Annotated in this window: 10 protein-coding genes; 5 read left to right on the plus strand and 5 right to left on the minus strand. The window is 62.7% G+C overall.

All coding sequences use genetic code 11. The annotated features are described in order from the left end of the window. The first annotated feature begins 214 nt into the window (after nt 1-214). The gene (locus ACMGF5_RS09820; protein WP_115273291.1) at nt 215-1879 is read left to right on the plus strand and encodes a putative bifunctional diguanylate cyclase/phosphodiesterase; all 1665 of its coding nucleotides are present in this window, start codon (nt 215-217) and stop codon (nt 1877-1879) included. Between the two features lie 226 nt (nt 1880-2105). Here ACMGF5_RS09820 and ACMGF5_RS09825 read toward each other — a convergent pair whose 3' ends face one another. Continuing rightward, nucleotides 2106-3494: a NorM family multidrug efflux MATE transporter gene (locus ACMGF5_RS09825; protein WP_414157753.1), complete on the minus strand. Its 1389-nt coding sequence runs from the start codon at nt 3492-3494 to the stop codon at nt 2106-2108. Between the two features lie 150 nt (nt 3495-3644). Here ACMGF5_RS09825 and ACMGF5_RS09830 point away from each other — a divergent pair, with 150 nt between their 5' ends. Continuing rightward, a complete protein-coding gene (locus tag ACMGF5_RS09830) occupies nt 3645-4571 on the plus strand; it encodes a LysR substrate-binding domain-containing protein (protein ID WP_414157754.1) in 927 nt (308 codons plus the stop codon). A 218-nt stretch (nt 4572-4789) separates the two neighbouring features. Then, nucleotides 4790-6688, plus strand: coding sequence for a methyl-accepting chemotaxis protein (locus ACMGF5_RS09835; protein ID WP_125924388.1), 1899 nt, complete (start codon nt 4790-4792; stop codon nt 6686-6688). 87 nt (nt 6689-6775) lie between these two features. Here the strand turns inward: ACMGF5_RS09835 and ACMGF5_RS09840 are convergent, their stop codons facing one another. Together ACMGF5_RS09840 and ACMGF5_RS09845 are read right to left on the minus strand one after the other, a co-directional pair. After that, complete coding sequence (locus ACMGF5_RS09840; protein ID WP_115273294.1) at nt 6776-8170, minus strand: VOC family protein; 1395 nt, start codon at nt 8168-8170, stop codon at nt 6776-6778. A gap of 189 nt (nt 8171-8359) precedes the next feature. Then, nucleotides 8360-9250, minus strand: a complete 891-nt coding sequence (locus tag ACMGF5_RS09845; RefSeq protein WP_039603926.1) for a LysR family transcriptional regulator — start codon at nt 9248-9250, stop codon at nt 8360-8362. Nucleotides 9251-9385: 135 nt separating this feature from the next. Here ACMGF5_RS09845 and ACMGF5_RS09850 point away from each other — a divergent pair, with 135 nt between their 5' ends. Both ACMGF5_RS09850 and ACMGF5_RS09855 read left to right on the plus strand, forming a co-directional pair. Beyond that, nucleotides 9386-10876 (plus strand): aldehyde dehydrogenase family protein, encoded by a 1491-nt coding sequence (locus tag ACMGF5_RS09850; protein WP_414157755.1) that lies wholly within the window; start codon nt 9386-9388, stop codon nt 10874-10876. A 141-nt stretch (nt 10877-11017) separates the two neighbouring features. Beyond that, complete coding sequence (locus ACMGF5_RS09855; protein WP_046786896.1) at nt 11018-12304, plus strand: NAD(P)/FAD-dependent oxidoreductase; 1287 nt, start codon at nt 11018-11020, stop codon at nt 12302-12304. Nucleotides 12305-12465: 161 nt separating this feature from the next. Here the strand turns inward: ACMGF5_RS09855 and ACMGF5_RS09860 are convergent, their stop codons facing one another. Beyond that, nucleotides 12466-13893 carry a mechanosensitive ion channel domain-containing protein gene (locus ACMGF5_RS09860; RefSeq protein ID WP_414157756.1) on the minus strand — a complete coding sequence of 476 codons (1428 nt, stop codon included), beginning with the start codon at nt 13891-13893 and terminating at the stop codon, nt 12466-12468. Nucleotides 13894-14419: 526 nt separating this feature from the next. Next, nucleotides 14420-15817 carry a PAAR domain-containing protein gene (locus ACMGF5_RS09865; RefSeq protein WP_174141064.1) on the minus strand — a complete coding sequence of 466 codons (1398 nt, stop codon included), beginning with the start codon at nt 15815-15817 and terminating at the stop codon, nt 14420-14422. Between the last annotated feature and the right edge of the window lie 276 nt (nt 15818-16093).

A 16093-nucleotide genomic window follows, 5' to 3' on the forward strand; every position in this document is an offset into this window, starting at 1 on the left:
TCAGACTTTGTATCGCGCATAGCATTAGTCAGGCTCATGCTATTCATGGAAAAAATCGTATTTGCTGGTTTATCCACTTTCGAGCAGGATGCACGTCAAAATGTGTCGGGACGCGCTGTGGGCAAGGATATGTCTAAAAGTGAAAATCATTTTCATTTATCCAGTAGCATACCCGGCCTCCCTCGTGCCACCGTCCCCGCTTTAAGGAGCCCGCTTGTCCACGCCTGTCGAACCTTTGCGTTTGCTGTTGTTGGCTGATGAGCCGGAATGGGCCGCCGTGTTGCGCGAATGCCTGCTGCCGCTGAACGGTGCGGCGGTACTGCTGACTGCGCCCAACTGGGCAGCAGTCGACAGCCTGTTCAGCCAAGACCGCCAGGCCGTGATCCTGGCCACCCAGGCCCTGCAACCCGCGCCGGGGCGCTGCGAGCTGCCAACCATCCTGTTGCTCGACGATGAGCCGGTGGCCCCACCCACGGGCGTCAGCGACTGGCTGGTGCGCAGCCAGCTCAATGCCGATGCGCTGCGCCGTTCGCTGCGCCACGTGCGCGAACGTGGCGTGCTGGTGGCCACCTTGCAGCGCCTGGCCGAGCAGGACCCGCTGACCGGCATCGCCAACCGCCAGGGTTTTCAGGCCCTGTTGACGGCACGGCTGGCTGAGAATGACGGGCGCGGGGTAGCCCTCGGGCACCTGGACCTGGACAACTTTCGTCATGTCAACGATGCCCTCGGCCACCAGGGTGGCGACCGGCTGATCCTGCAGGTGGTGTCACGCCTGAAGCAGCAACTGGAGGCCGGCGACCAGCTGGCGCGCCTGGGCAGTGATGAATTTGCCCTGCTGATCGACACCCGTCGCGACACCGGCCGGGCCGAGCGCATCGCTGAACGCATCGTCGAAGCCCTGGCCGAGCCTTACTGGATCGACGGCGAAAGCCTGTTGCTTGGCTGCAGCCTGGGCCTGGCCCACGCCCGCGCGCAAAGTGGCGCCGACCCGTTGATGTGGCATGCGCACATCGCCATGCGCCAGGCCAAGAGCAGCCAGGGCTGTACCTTTCATGTGTTCAATGAGCGGATCAACCGCAACGCCCGCAGCCTTGCCGACCTGGAAGGCGAACTGCGCAGGGCCCTGCGCCGTGATGAACTGGAGCTGCACTACCAGCCGCGACTGAACCTGGCCGATGGCAGCATCGTCGGCCTGGAGGCGCTGGTGCGCTGGCGTCATACCGAGCGCGGCCTGTTGCCGCCGAGCGAGTTCGTGCCGCTGGCCGAGCAGAGCGGGCTGATCGTACCGTTGGGCTACTGGGTTATCTCCCGTGCCCTGCGTGACATGCAGGCCTTGCGCGAGAGCGGCCTGGCACCACTGCACATGGCGGTCAACCTGAGCTTTCGCCAGTTCCAGGACAGCCAGCTGCTGGCCACCCTGAGCCGGCTGATCATCGAGCATGGCGTCGATGCTCGCTGGCTGGAGTTCGAGCTGACCGAGACGGCGGTGATGCGCCGCAATGAGCTGGTCCGCCAGACCATGGATGCCCTGGGGCGCCTGGGCGTGCGCTTCTCGCTCGACGACTTCGGGACCGGCTTCTCATCCTTCGTGCACCTGAACAGCCTGCCGATCACCTTGCTGAAGGTCGATCGCAGCTTTGTCGCCGAAATGGAGATGCGCGAGGAAAACCGCAAGCTGGTGCACGCGATGATCAACCTGGCGCACAACCTCAACCTCGAGGTGGTGGCCGAGGGCGTTGAAAGCCCTGAGCAGATGGCTTTGCTACGTGAGTTTGGCTGTGACCAGGTGCAGGGGTTTCTGGTCAGCAAGCCACTGCCGGTGGATGAGCTGGTGGAATATCTGTCGAGAAGCACCCCGGCTCAGGTGGTGAGTCTTTGAAGCTGTAGGGGAGGGCTTTGCCCTCCTTTCGCGACGCAAGGCCGCTCCTACGCAGATGGTTGTGCAAAGCTCCACATCAGTGGAAGACAGGGAATCGTGCTCGAACTATGCTTTTTCATGGACTCGCCCTCGCTGCCGTTGGCTTCTTAGAACGCCACCGTGGCACTGTGATGCCTCGGCGGGGGCGAGTCCATCGATTACAAGCAGTGCAAGACAGCACCTGCAATCATGCAGGTATCACCGCTTTTCCAGTTACACCTGCTTTCCCCAGCATCCGCTTCATCCGCCATTCAAAGGCCAGGGTCAGCGCCACCGAAGCACACGCCAGCCCCAACGCCAGGCCCCACCACACACCGACCGCGCCGCCAGCCAGGTTGAAGGTCAGCAACCACGCACTCGGCGCTCCGACCAGCCAGTAGCAGCAAAGCCCGATCAGGAAGGTGGTCTTGGCGTCCTTCAACCCACGGATCGAGCCCATGGCAATGGTCTGCACGCCATCGAACAGCTCGAACCAGGCCGCCACCATCAGCAAGCTCACCGCCAACTGGTAGATCGGCGCGAACGCCGGATCATCGCCATCGATGAACAGGCTCACCAGCATCTCCGGGCGTAGCCAGAACAGTGCCGCGAAGGCGAACATGATCAGCGCGCCAAAGCTGATGCCGACCCGCCCGGCACTGCGCGCCGCCAGCAGGTTGCCGGCACCGTAATACAGCCCTACCCGCATGGTCACTGCATACGAGAGCCCGGTCGGCACCATGAACGCGGTCGAAACGATCTGCAGGGCAATCTGGTGGGCCGCAAGCTCGGTGCTGCCAAGCACACCCATGCACAGGGCGGCAAAGGCGAACAGGCCGACCTCCACCATGTAGGTGGCCCCAATCGGCAAGCCCAGGCGCCACAGCTCGCGCAAGGCTGGCAGCGAAGGGCGCGACAGGCCCTTGCGCAGCGGATAGGCGGCGTAAGCCGGGTGCCAGCGGATGTACAAGGCCAGCGCGATGGCCATGCCCATCGACACCACGGCGGTGACCAGGCCGATGCCCATCAGGCCAAGCTTGGGCAGGCCGAACATGCCTTCGATCAGTGCGACGTTGAACAGGTAGTTGAGCACCGTGCCGACCAGGCTGATGACCATCACCGGGGTCGAGCGGCCCAGGGCGCTGGTGAAGCCGCGCAGGGCCATGAAAGTCAGGTAGCCCGGCAACGCCAGTGGCAACAGGGTAAGGAACTCGGTGGCCGCAGCAACGTTTTCAGGTTGTTGGCCGAACAGCAGCAACACCGGTTTCAGGTTCCACAGCGCCAGTGCGGCCAGCAGCGCCAGCCCCCAGGCCAGCCACAAACCGTTTTGCGCCAGCCGCGTGGCGCCCTCGATGTCATTGGCTCCCTTGCGGATCGCCACCAAGGTGCCGACCGCGGCGATTACCCCCAGGCAGAAGATCGACACGAACGAATAGCTCGCCGCCCCCAGCCCGCCGCCGGCCAGCGCCTGGGGGCTGATGCGGGCCATCATCAGGGTGTCGGTCAGCACCATCAGCATGTGCGCCAACTGCGAGGCAACCAGCGGCCCGGCCAGGCGCAGCAAAGCCTTGAGTTCTGTGGTGGGCGCAACGTGCATGGGGGCGGTCCTTCCGACTCTGTGAGCGAGGGACGATTCTGAGGCTTCGGTCAACTTTGCACAAAAGGATAAAAACGATGATTGGCATGAGTTGAACTCATGCATATATGATTCTACGCATTCCTTCTCTGCCCCGTATGCAGGTGCCATATGTCCCGTCAGCTGCCCGCGCTGTATGCGCTGCGCGCATTCGAAGCCGCCGCCCGGCTCAGCTCGTTCACCCGTGCCGGCCAGGAGCTTTCGATCACCCAGAGTGCGGTCAGCCGACACATCCGTACCCTGGAGGAGCACTTTGCCTGCCGCCTGTTCATCCGCAGCGGCCGCAGCCTGCAATTGACCGAAGCCGCGCGGGTGCTGCTGCCCGGCGTGCGTGAGGGCTTTGCCGCGCTGGAGCGCGCGTGCGACACCTTGCGCGGAGAGGACGACATATTGCGCATGAAGGCGCCGTCGACGCTGACCATGCGCTGGCTGCTGGCACGCCTGAGCCAGTTCCGGCACTTGCAGCCGGGCAATGAAGTGCAATTGACCAGCGCCTGGATGGACGTAGACCACGTGGACTTCAACCAGGAGCCTTTCGACTGCGCGGTATTGCTCAGTGACGGCGTTTTTCCGCCGGACTGGGAGGTACGCCGGCTGTTTGCCGAGCTACTGATCCCGGTGGGCGCACCCGACCTGCTCAAGGAAGGCCCTTTGGACGAACGCCGGCTGGCCGGGATCGAACTGCTGCACCCGACCCCCGACAAGCGTGACTGGCGCGAATGGCTGGAGCGCATGGGGCTGGCAGACACTGTTTCACTCAAGGGTGGGCAGGTGTTCGACACGCTGGAACTGGGGATGATCGCGGCGGCGCGTGGCTACGGGATATCCATGGGTGACCTGCTGATGGTCGCCGAGGATGTAGCGCATGGTCGTTTGAGCCTGCCATGGCCGACAGCGGTGCCCAGCGGCATGGATTATTACCTGGTGTGGCCGCGGACCCGGCCGGGTGGTGAGCGGTTGCGGCGGTTGAGCGTGTTTTTGCAGGAAGAGGCGCAGGCGGTGAATTTGCCGGCTGTGCACATCCTGCCGGCTATTTGATTGCCTGCACTGGCCCTGTCGCCGGCAAGCCGGCTCCTACAGGTGGGGCGGTGCAGACGAAGAAAACGTTTGCGAATATCCGGGTCCGACACTCAAGTATTTGCCAGCGACGCCGATCTAGTTGCACCAGCGTCCCGGAAGAGGGCGCGATTCTCCGTTGACAACAGCGGTCGGTCGGGGTGATCAGGATGATCCGGGCCGCCTGCCAGGAGCTTCCCATGTCTCAACCGCGTGCCCGAATCGCCTCGCAGCTTGGTATCGCCCTCGCCATCGTGCTGGCGCTGGTGATCACCGGCAGTACTCTGTTCGCCCTGCGTTCCCTGGACGACGCCAACCTCACCACTCGCCAGGAACACCTGGCCAGTGAAGCGCGACTGTTGGCCGATCAGCTTGAAACCTTCCACGGTTCGCTCAAGGACAACACCCAGCGCCTGAGCGGCCTGTTCGAGCGCCGCTTCGTTTCGGGGCTGTCGCTGCATGCCGGAGAAACCGTGCAGGTGGCCGGCCAGGCCACGCCGGCGCTGTACCTGGGTGATCACCTGCTCAACAACGACTTCCAGCAGGTCGATGAATTTCAGCAGATGACCGCAGGTGTAGCGACCCTGTTCGTACGCAGCGGCGACGACTTTGTACGCATCAGCACCAACCTGAAAAAGCAGGATGGCAGCCGGGCCATCGGCACCCAGCTCGACCGCCAGCACCCGGCCTACGCGAAACTGATGGCTGGGCAGACCTACGTCGGCCGTGCCCTGCTGTTCGAGCGCAATTACATGACCCGCTATGTGCCGGTGACCGATGGCAGCGGCCGGGTGATCGCGGTGCTGTTCGTTGGCTTCGACTATACCGACGCGCAAAACGCGCAGTTCGCCAACCTCAAGCGCTTCCGTATTGGCGATACCGGCTCGCTGGCATTGCGCGACGAGCAGGGCAAATGGCTGGTGCCCCCGGCCAATGCCGACCAGCCTCTGTACAGCGCTTCTGCGCCCTTTGCCGAAGGCCCCTGGACGGTAGTCGCCAGCATGCCCTTGGAAGAAATCCGCGCGGTGACCTGGGATGTTGGCTTGCGCCTGGCCATCGGCAGTTTGCTGGCGATGTTGCTGGCAGTGGCCGCCACGCTGTGGCTGCTGCGCCGCAAGTTGCGCCCGCTGGATGACCTGGTGCGCCAGGCCGAGGCGCTGGGCGCAGGCGACCTGAGCGCCCGCCTGGCCGTGACCAGCCATGACGAGATCGGCCAGCTGGCACGCAGCTTCAACAAAATGGGCGAAGCCTTGGCGACCATGGTCGAACACATTCGCGGGGCCTCCGAGCAGGTCAGCGGCCGCGCCCGCTCGCTGTCTGGCCTGTCGGCCGGTGCCTGCGAAGGCATGGACCAGCAGTCCGGCGAAATCACCAGCATGGCCGGTGCGGTAGAGGAGTTCAGCGCCACCTCGATGAACATCGCCGACAACATGGCGGGCACCGAGCGCATGGCCCGTGACAATGCCCAGCAGACCCGTATTGGCCGTAGCGCGATGGATGAAGCGTCGAGTTCGTTGCGCCAGATCGCCGAGGCACTGGGTGGCACTGCAACCGTGATGGACACCCTGGGTGCACGCTCCCAGGAAATCGGCGGCATTGTCGGGGTGATTACCGCCATTGCCGAACAGACCAACCTGCTGGCGCTCAACGCCGCCATCGAAGCAGCGCGCGCGGGGGAGCAGGGCCGTGGATTTGCCGTGGTGGCTGACGAGGTACGTGGCCTGGCAGCCCGTACGCGTCAAGCGACCGATGAAATCTCCGTGATGATCGCTAGCATCCAGCAGCAGACCGGCCATGCCATCAGCACCCTGGAGCAGGGCAATCAGTTGATGCAGGAGGGCCTGGCACGCAACGACAAGGTGGCCGAGGCGCTGGCGCGTATTGACGAGCAAAGCCGCGTCGCGGGTGAGCAGTTTACCGTGATCAGCACTGCCACCCAGGAACAAAGCAGCACCGCAACCGTGCTCAGCCGCAACCTGCAGAGCATTGCCCAGGCCAACAGCGAACAGCGTGACGTGGCCAATGAGCTGGCCTTTACCGCCAAAGAGCTGGAAGGGCTGGCGGCGCAGTTGCGCCAGGAAGTCGATCGGTTTCGTTGAAACCCCAGGGGCCGCTGCTACACCCCCCCGGTAGGAGCGGCCTCGTGTCGCGAAAGGGGCGCAAGGCGCCCCCAACAATCCTGACCCTTACCCCAACGCCAGGTTCAACGCCTGCGCACAAGCCTGCAACGAGCGTTTCTCACTCTGCGCATACAACGCCAGCTCATCCTGCACCTGTAGCCCCAACGCCGCCTCGAAGGCCTCGCGGTTGGCGTTGCTGCCATACTCCGCCTGGGCATCGTCACCCAGGTTGGACTGGAAGATCCCTGCCGCGCTCACTGGCAGAAAGTCCTCGTAGACCAGCGCCTCGAAGTGCACATGGCCCGCCTCGATCAAACCCTCCAAAGTGGTCGGGCGATCAGCCTGCTCGCGTGCAGCCAGGCCCTTTTCGGTCGCGAAATAGCGGAAGTACGCCAGCCCTTGCTCACGCATCTGCGCCAGGTCATCCGGGAACTCGGCAAACTGCTCTTTTAGCAGTGCCATGTAGCGCTCGGCATTGGCCTCGGCCGGTGCACCGCCCAAGGCCGCACGGGTAGCGTCGAGCAGCTTGTCATACAGCTGCCGGCCTTTGGGCGTGAGTGCCGCGCCGCGCTGCTCGATCTCGCCGAAACGTGCGGTGTGGCTGCCTTCGCTACCGTGTTGGTCACTGAACGCAACCTTCTCCTGCAGTGCCTTGAAGCTGGTCTGGCGTAGCAGGATCGGGTGGCGGCGAGTGGGCGGGCCTTCGACAACGGCTTTGGGCGGGATACCCTTGGCCGGCATGCCCAACTGGATCGCATCGATGTCCAGGGTGCGCGGGGTCAGGTGATTGATGTGCGGCCCCTTGAACGCCACCACGTCAGCGATCAGGCGGTGCTGGTCGTGCAACTGCTGGTACTGCTCGGCGGTGACCGTGGCATCCTGGTGCCAGCGGAAGGTATGCAGGGCTTGCTGCACGAACGCTTCGGCGTCGGCCGCGTTCAGGCCGCCATCGCGCTCGCACTGGGCGATCAGCTCAAGGGCGCGGGCGGTGAAAATCTTGCGCTTGGCCAGGAGGGTCTGTGCCAACTCACGCAGTGCGGGATTGTCGATCAGCTCCAGGCGCAGCAGTGAGGTGAATACGCGGAACGGGCTGATGTGCAGTGCCTGTTCGTGCACGGCGCGAAACGCAGTGGAGTGCACAGGCACGCCGGCGCTGCTGAGGTCGTAATACCCGACCGGTTGCATGCCCATGACCGCGAACAACCGGGCGATGGTGGCCAGCTCTTGTGCTGTGCCGACGCGTATGGCGCCGTGGCGCTCCTGGTCCAGGCGCTCGACCTCGCCGGTCCAGCGCAGGGCCTGGGCCACCTCTGGCTGCTGGGCCATGACCTGCTGGTTGATTTCGCTCACCAGCTCCAGCAGCGTGCCGTACAGCGGCACTTCCTGTTTGTACATGAGCGACATGGCGGCAGAGAACTGCGCGCGGATGCTGTCGGGGCTGACGAAATCGTGGGCGGGCATCGCTAGCTTCCTGGTTGGGTTCGGACGCTTACATGAAAGCTGGGAATGCACTATGGCCACAAGCGAAAAAAAGTGGCTGTATCATTCCTTTTTTGATCGATCGTCAGGGCCATTCGCGACACAAGGTGAGCTGCTGTTTGTAGGAGCGGCCTTGTGTCGCGAATGGGCCGCAAAGCGGCCCCGGCAATCTCAAGCCTGAAGCTGCTCATGAATCCATTCCACCAATGCCCGCACCTTGGGCACCTCCGCCGCATGTTCGGCATACGCCAGGTAATGCGCCCCGGCACTGCGCATCGCATGGTTCCACGGCACCACTAGGCTCCCTTCCGCCAGTTCCTTGGCCGCCAGGTAACGCGGCACCAGCGCTACCCCACAACCCGCTTGCGCCGCACTTAGCGCCATGTAGAAGGTATCGAACCGCGGCCCGTGGTAGGAGCTGACGCTGTGTAGCCCCAGCTCCAGGAACCACTCATGCCAGGCCTCCGGCCGCGAGGTGCTTTGCAGCAGCACCAGGTCGGCCAGTTCTGCAGCATCGCCCAGCGTGCGCCCGGCCAGCAGCTCCGGCGCACACACCGGCACCACTTCCTCACGGAACAGCTCCACGCAGGTCGCCCCCGGCCAGGTGCCTTGCCCATAGAAAAACACCACATCCGCCGAGCCCTGCAGCAAGGCAAACGGCTCCATCTCGTTACGGATGTCCAGGTGGATGTTCGTGTGGCGCTTGCCGAAGCCCTTGAGGTGCGGGATCAACCAGCGCACGCCAAAACTCGGTTGAGTGGCTACCTTCAATATCTCGGTCTGCTCGCCATAGGTCAGAACGTAGCGGCTGGACATGTCCACCTGCGTGAGGATCTTGTTGACCTCGGCCAGGTACAGGCTGCCGGCGGGGGTCAATTGCAGGCGCCGGCGGATACGCAGGAACAGGTGGTGGCGCAGCATCTCTTCGAGCTGTGCGACCTGCTTGCTGACCGCGCTCTGGGTCAGGTGCAGCTCTTCGGCGGCGCGGGTAAAGCTCAGGTGGCGGGCTGCAGCTTCGAAGCACTGCAGGGCGGTCATGGAAGGCACCAGGCGTTTGGACATAGCGGTCTCTGCGGCTCAAATCATTACCTGACGGAATGATATGCGGAATAAAGGTCGTTTGTTGCACTGGTGTGATCGGATTAATACTGATCCACATCATTTTTCCACCCCATCACCCGATGTAGGAGAAGCACAATGGTTGCTGGATTGCTCGAGCGCCTTGGCGTTGCCGCCACGGCTTACACCCAGGGCGACTACCCTGTTCACACCCCGATCGACGGTAGCCAGATCGCCTCGGTGAAACTGCTTGGCAAGGCCGAGACCACCGCCCGCATCGACCAGGCGCAGAGTGCCTTCGAAGCCTGGCGCAGCGTGCCGGCCCCGCGCCGTGGCGAACTGGTGCGCCTGTTCGGTGAAGTGCTGCGTGAACACAAGGCCGACCTGGGCGAACTGGTGTCGATCGAAGCCGGCAAGATCACTCAGGAAGGCCTGGGTGAAGTCCAGGAAATGATCGACATCTGCGATTTCGCCGTTGGCCTGTCACGTCAGCTGTACGGCCTGACCATCGCGTCCGAGCGCCCTGGCCACCACATGCGTGAAAGCTGGCACCCGCTGGGCGTGGTCGGCGTGATCAGCGCCTTCAACTTCCCGGTGGCGGTATGGGCCTGGAACACCGCGCTGGCCCTGGTGGCCGGTAACTCGGTGGTGTGGAAGCCTTCCGAGAAGACCCCGCTGACCGCGCTGGCATGCCAGGCGCTGTTCGAAAAAGCCCTGAAAGCCTTTGGCGATGCCCCGGCTGGCCTGGCACAGCTGGTCATCGGTGGCCGCGAAGCCGGCGAAGCCCTGGTGGATGACCCGCGCGTGCCGCTGGTCAGCGCTACTGGCAGCACCCGCATGGGCCGTGAAGTCGGCCCGCGCGTTGCTGCCCGTTTCGGCCGCAGCATTCTGGAACTGGGCGGCAATAACGCCATGATCCTGGCGCCGAGCGCCGACCTGGACCTGGCCGTGCGTGGCATCTTGTTCTCCGCTGTGGGCACCGCCGGCCAGCGCTGCACCACCCTGCGCCGGCTCATCGTGCACCGCTCGATCAAGGACGAAGTGGTTGCCCGCATCAAAGCGGCTTACGGCAAAGTGCGCATCGGTGACCCACGCAAAGACAACCTGGTGGGCCCGCTGATCGACAAGCTGTCATTCGATGCCATGCAGGGCGCGCTGGCCAAGGCCCGCGACGAGGGTGGCCAGGTATTCGGTGGCGAGCGTCAGCTGGCCGACCAGTTCCCGAACGCCTATTACGTTTCGCCGGCCATCGCCGAGATGCCCGCGCAGAGCGATGTGGTGCGCCATGAAACCTTCGCGCCGATCCTCTACGTGCTGGCCTACGATGACTTCGAAGAGGCCCTGCGCCTGAACAGCGAAGTGCCACAAGGCCTGTCGTCGTGCATCTTCACTACTGACATCCGTGAGGCCGAGCGCTTCCAGAGCGCCTCGGGCAGCGACTGCGGCATTGCCAACGTCAACATCGGCACCAGCGGTGCCGAGATCGGCGGTGCCTTCGGTGGCGAGAAGGAAACCGGCGGTGGTCGTGAGTCGGGTTCCGATGCCTGGAAAGGCTACATGCGTCGCCAGACCAACACCGTGAACTACTCGCGCGAGCTGCCGCTGGCGCAGGGTATCGTGTTCGACTGATGCTGCATGGCCGGGGGCTTTGCCCCCGGTTCGCCGGCAAGCCGGCTCCCACAGGGTTCGGTGCGATCCTTGTGTGAGCCGGCTTGCCGGCGACAGGGCTGCGCAGCAGCCCCAACAAGAACAATATCGCTGGAGCCGGCCATGTCCGAACTGCGTCAACAATGCTTGTGGGAACACGTCAGCCAACCGACCGTCGCCGCCCAGGCTCTGGCCGGTGAACACAAGGCCGACGTCTGCGTCATCGGCGGCGGCATTACCGGCCTGTCGGCGGCCATCCACCTGCTCGAACAGGGCAAGTCGGTGATCCTGCTGGAGGCCTGGAAGATCGGCCACGGCGGCTCCGGGCGCAACGTCGGCCTGGTCAACGCAGGCACCTGGATCCGCCCCGACGATGTCGAGGCGACTCTGGGCCAGAAGCAGGGCAGCCGCCTGAACAAGGTGCTCGGTGAGGCCCCTGGTGAAGTGTTCGCCATGATCGAGCGCCTTGGCATCGACTGCCAGGCACAGCACAAAGGCACCCTGCACATGGCGCACAACGCCACAGGCATCGCTGACCTCGAAGCACGCCATGAACAGTGGCGCCGCCGCGGTGCCGATGTGGAGTTGCTGACCGGCGCCCAGTGCCAGGAATACTGCGGCACCGACAAGATTTCCGCCGCGCTGCTAGACCGCCGCGCCGGCACCATCAACCCCATGGGTTACACACAGGGCCTGGCCGCTGCGGTTGCGCGCCTGGGTGGCAAACTGTTCCAGCAATCGGCCGTCGAAGGCCTGGAGCGCGACGGCGATGCCTGGCGGGTGAAGACTGCACGCGGTTCGGTGCGCGCCGACAAGGTCGTGATCTCCACCGGTGCGTACACCGAGGGCGACTGGAGCAACCTGCAAAAGCAGTTTTTCCGCGGTTACTACTATCAGGTGGCCTCCAAACCGCTGCACGGCGCTGCAGCCGACAAGGTCCTGCCCCATGGTCAGGGCTCGTGGGACACCCGCACGGTGCTCAGCAGCATCCGCCGCGACGATCGAGGCCGCCTGCTGCTCGGCAGCCTTGGACGGGTCGACAACAAGCCTGCGTGGTTCGTGCGCAGTTGGGCTGACCGTATCCAGAGCCATTACTACCCGGAGCTGGGCAAGGTCGAGTGGGAGATGCACTGGACCGGCTGCATCGACTTCACCCCCGACCACCTGATGCGCCTGTTCGAGCCGGCGCCCGGGTTGGTCGCGGTGACGGGCTACAACGGGCGGGGCAATACCACGGGCACCGTGATTGGTCGGGCGTTCGCCGAGTTTCTGCTCAAGGGTGAGGCGGATAGCCTGCCGATCCCGTTCTCGCCGATGACCGGGGTGAGTGCGCCGTCGTTGCGCACGGCGTTCTACGAGTCCGGGTTCTCCCTGTACCACGCGGGGCAGTGTTTGCGGGTAGTGCTGTAAGGTTGTCCCACGACACTGACTGTAGGAGCGGCCTTGCGTCGCGAAAGGGGCGCGCAGCGGCCCCAGGTATTCAGCGGCGCTGCAGCAATTGCCCGGGCTGCTATGCAGCCCTTTCGCGACGCAAGGCCGCTCCTACAAATAAGGCCGTGCGGGAAATCAGTTTATCTGTGCAACCAGCTGAGGAAGCCCCCTTTCTTGATCAGGGTCGGCTTCTGCAGCAACAAAGACTCCCGGCTCTGCCGTCGGAACCGTTGCAATTTGGTCAACGCCGTCTGCACCTCGCCGCGCTGTACCAGGCAGGTACGCACCTGCTCCTTTTCGATGCGATACAGCACGCAGCTGGTCAGGGTACGGAATTCGGCAAACGAGTCATCCTCATCGATGATGCCCTCGATCCCCAGCACCTCCCCCGGCCCCATGCGCCCGGCTTCCAGCAATTTGTCGCCATCGCGTATCGCCGCCGAAACCACCCCGCTACCGATCACCAGCAAATGATCGGAATGCTCGCCAACGCCCAGAATCACTTGGTCTGCCAGGTACTCGACGGCAGTCATGCGCTGGCTCAAGGCATCGCGCTCCTCGTCAGTCAGCGAACGGAACACCCGTACCTCGTCCAGCACTTCACGCTGACGGCTGCGCGGCGGCATGGCCAGGTCAACGTTCCACATCACGCCACTGGCCTCCAGGTGCCGATGTGCCAGGTCGAACAGCTGGTTGCGCGCCTCGGTCTTGCCACCCATGTCGGCGACAAAGCCGCTGGCTTCGTACTCCACCGACTCCAGCGTGGAGGCCTTCACCGTGACCTTCGGCTTGGGTGAGGCAAGAATGGCGCTGGTGCCCTGCAACGCCTTTTCCAGCGCATCGAACACCCGTTTAGGCCGCACTTTGGCCGGCACCACCACACTGACCGACACCCCATGCACATCGGCCGGGCGGCTGTGGTTGAGCAACTTGGCCTTGGCCGCCACCGAGTTGGGGATCACCGCCAGGCTGCCTGAGCCCGTGAGCAGGCGCGTTGCTCGCCAGTCGATGTCCAGCACCTTGCCTTCGGTACCGTCGATGGAGATCGAGTCGCCGATCTGGTAGGGCCGCGTGGTATTCAACACGATGCCACTGAACACGTCGGCCAAGGTGCTTTGCAGCGCCAGGCCGATGACGATGGCCATGACCCCCGAGGTGGCCAACAGGCCCTTCACCGGCAGCTGCATCACATAGCCCGCAGCGGCCACCACGGCCGCGAGGAAGATCAACGCCCCCAGCACATCCTGCAGCAACCGCCCGCCATGGCTGCCGCGCGCCACCAGCAGCAGGCCGAACACCACCGTCACCGTACGCGCGCCAAACAGCCACCAGCCGATCGCCAGCACCGTGGCCATCAGGTTGCGCGACACATCGTCGACCCAGGGTGGGGGCTGCAGCGGGCTCATGCCGGCGGCCACCAGTACCCAGCTGAACAGCACGAACGTCAACAACCGCGTGCCGATGCGCCAGGCCCGGCGCTGTGGGGGGATCAGTTGCCAGAGCACGAGGTCGAGCAGGATCAGGATTGTGCCGAGCAACAACGGGGACGACTGGATGAACGCCAGCATGGATGTCTCGGGGGGGTGAGGAGAGTTGTGCGTAGTAATAGAGCAGGTTGAGGTGGCAGGCAATGGGGCGATCTCGATTCGAAGTGCCAGGCCGTTGACCGGTCTCGACAACGGCTTGCCTTGTTCTCGATATTTTTCACTCCCGATTTATACAGGTTACAGGATGAAGCCATTTACAATCAGCCAAGTGAAGCCAACTATATTAAACCAAGCGGCGATGACCATCCTTGTTCTCAGGCCTTTGGGGAACTCTAGATAGTCCTGAGCATCTAGTGATCCTCGGCGAATTCTGGCGTTAGGGAACATGAGTTCGCTCGATATCGCGGAGACGATGAGAACTCTGGATTTTAAGCCTTGCTGTCCACATAGGCCTTTCGCAAAGGGTAGACAATCACTCCTTTGAAGTGCTGAAGTCATTACTTTGAAGTCCCGGCTGCAAGCAATATAGAGGTCTAATGAAAGCCCGATCAAGCCGAGACAGAATGGAGATGCCAGTAAAAAGAGCCTAACGTTGACGTCGAGTGTGTCAGTCATCGTGGAAAGTCTCGAAGATCAGGTCCGCAAGTTCCTCGCCATACTTCATCCCTTTAGTGCTGCCGTAGTAAGCTCCAGCTCCGGTCATGGCTATGCCGCATATGAATACGCCTTTAGGATGTCCGACTCTCCAGCAAACTTTTAAAGCAGCTCTAATTCCCGCCTGGCCTCCAGCCCAGCCCCCGGCTAAACCGCCGGAAAAATTCCCTGCCTCTGTGACTTTGACTTTTTCGCAGGCCCTGGCATCGCCCGCTCGGCATACATCGGAAATTTTCACTATCGAGCCAACACCTCCAATAGCAACGCCTATATGTCCCCCTGCCTTCAAATACTTGGAAATGCTCGCCAATTTATCCAGGTGTGTTGAATATCCGGGGATCTGGCCAGGTATCCCTGCTTTGCTCCAATGATGAACCAGACTTTTTGATGAGATGCCCAAGTCCCGACGCAGTCTTTCATAGTTGCCAAGGTTCAGGCGCTTATTCAGAACAGTCGCTTTCAGGGTCGTATCTAATTGCTTGAGGAGTTTCATACGTTCAGCGAAAAACTCACGACTGCGCAGGTGCCCGTGCTTGGCAAATTGTTGCTGATGCAATTCTTCGATCTTTCGCAAGATGTGGTTTATGTCACTCAACGACTTTGCCATCATCGCTTCGCTCACTCCGACTGAGAGGCTCACTTCACTGAGCCATCCTGCAATTTCAGCCTGATGCCGCACCATGAAATCCGCCTCTTCCGGCGTCAGGCTTGCCAACGCCTCCCGCGCCTGTTTCGCCGCGCTCATCGCATGCAGCTCTTCGCGCGTACAGACCGGTCGGCTGAGGCCGTCGCCAATGATGAATAGTTCGCCCGCTTTGAAACCCTGTTGATAGGTAGGATTCAGGCGCTCCAGGAGGGAGCGCGGCAGATTGGCCTGCGGAGCGCCGAGTTCAACCAGGACTTCCTGGTAGGTCATGCAGCGCGGGACGATGAAGAAACCTGGCTCTAAGGTATCCACCGGGGAGCTTGCAACATTTCGTCTGAAGCGAGTAGGCAGTGAATCCGCTTCATGTGGTGTTGGGCTTGCTTCAGCAGACCTGGCCACGGATGTTGGCTTGGACGGGGAGGAATCCCCCAAGGGCGCGATTACCCGGCATCCATCCGGACAACCGCAGGCTACTCGAGCTCCATCCATTGCGGCCAGCCGGCCAGCAACCACGAACCCTGGCATCCCTTCCACGATGGTGCCGCTCTTGTCGCAGGCCGGACAAGGGGTAGTCACGTCGCCTTCGCGCAGTACCCGGCGACCACCAACGCGGAAGCTGCCGATGCTGGCAAGGCAGGTAGCGCCCGTCGTGGTGCGATCACCCTCCAGTGCTTGGCCTCTGCCATTCATCTTGATGCGACTCATATCCAGGTCCTAGGCAAACCTGGAAGCTAGCACCCCGCAATAGGCCTAGAGGTCACTTGAAGATGCTTTGGGAAACGTCCTACGCAAACTAGAGAAAACTCTCCGCCTTCGGCTCTCGGGGAGTCCTGCGAGAGCTTGCCCGTCTTCAATGTGCCGGCAAATCCACGGCTAGATCATCGTTCACAAAATAGAACGCTAAAGCCAAAAATCACTATCTACCGCTCCAAAGGTGATGGTTTTAATCTTCTCCCATCAACGCGAAACACCCAACTTACT

The sequence above is a fragment of the Pseudomonas sp. BNK-15 genome, from assembly GCF_047456105.1.
GTDB classification, from domain to species: domain Bacteria; phylum Pseudomonadota; class Gammaproteobacteria; order Pseudomonadales; family Pseudomonadaceae; genus Aquipseudomonas; species Aquipseudomonas putida_E.

Excerpts from the sequence above, each read along its gene's own strand:
- ACMGF5_RS09825 (WP_414157753.1), bottom strand. The coding sequence starts at position 3,494 with ATGCACGTTGCGCCCACCACAGAACTCAAGGCTTTGCTGCGCCTGGCC.
- ACMGF5_RS09830 (WP_414157754.1), top strand. The coding sequence starts at position 3,645 with ATGTCCCGTCAGCTGCCCGCGCTGTATGCGCTGCGCGCATTCGAAGCC.
- ACMGF5_RS09835 (WP_125924388.1), top strand. The coding sequence starts at position 4,790 with ATGTCTCAACCGCGTGCCCGAATCGCCTCGCAGCTTGGTATCGCCCTC.
- ACMGF5_RS09840 (WP_115273294.1), bottom strand. The coding sequence starts at position 8,170 with ATGCCCGCCCACGATTTCGTCAGCCCCGACAGCATCCGCGCGCAGTTC.
- ACMGF5_RS09845 (WP_039603926.1), bottom strand. The coding sequence starts at position 9,250 with ATGTCCAAACGCCTGGTGCCTTCCATGACCGCCCTGCAGTGCTTCGAA.
- ACMGF5_RS09850 (WP_414157755.1), top strand. The coding sequence starts at position 9,386 with ATGGTTGCTGGATTGCTCGAGCGCCTTGGCGTTGCCGCCACGGCTTAC.
- ACMGF5_RS09855 (WP_046786896.1), top strand. The coding sequence starts at position 11,018 with ATGTCCGAACTGCGTCAACAATGCTTGTGGGAACACGTCAGCCAACCG.
- ACMGF5_RS09860 (WP_414157756.1), bottom strand. The coding sequence starts at position 13,893 with ATGCTGGCGTTCATCCAGTCGTCCCCGTTGTTGCTCGGCACAATCCTG.
- ACMGF5_RS09865 (WP_174141064.1), bottom strand. The coding sequence starts at position 15,817 with ATGAGTCGCATCAAGATGAATGGCAGAGGCCAAGCACTGGAGGGTGAT.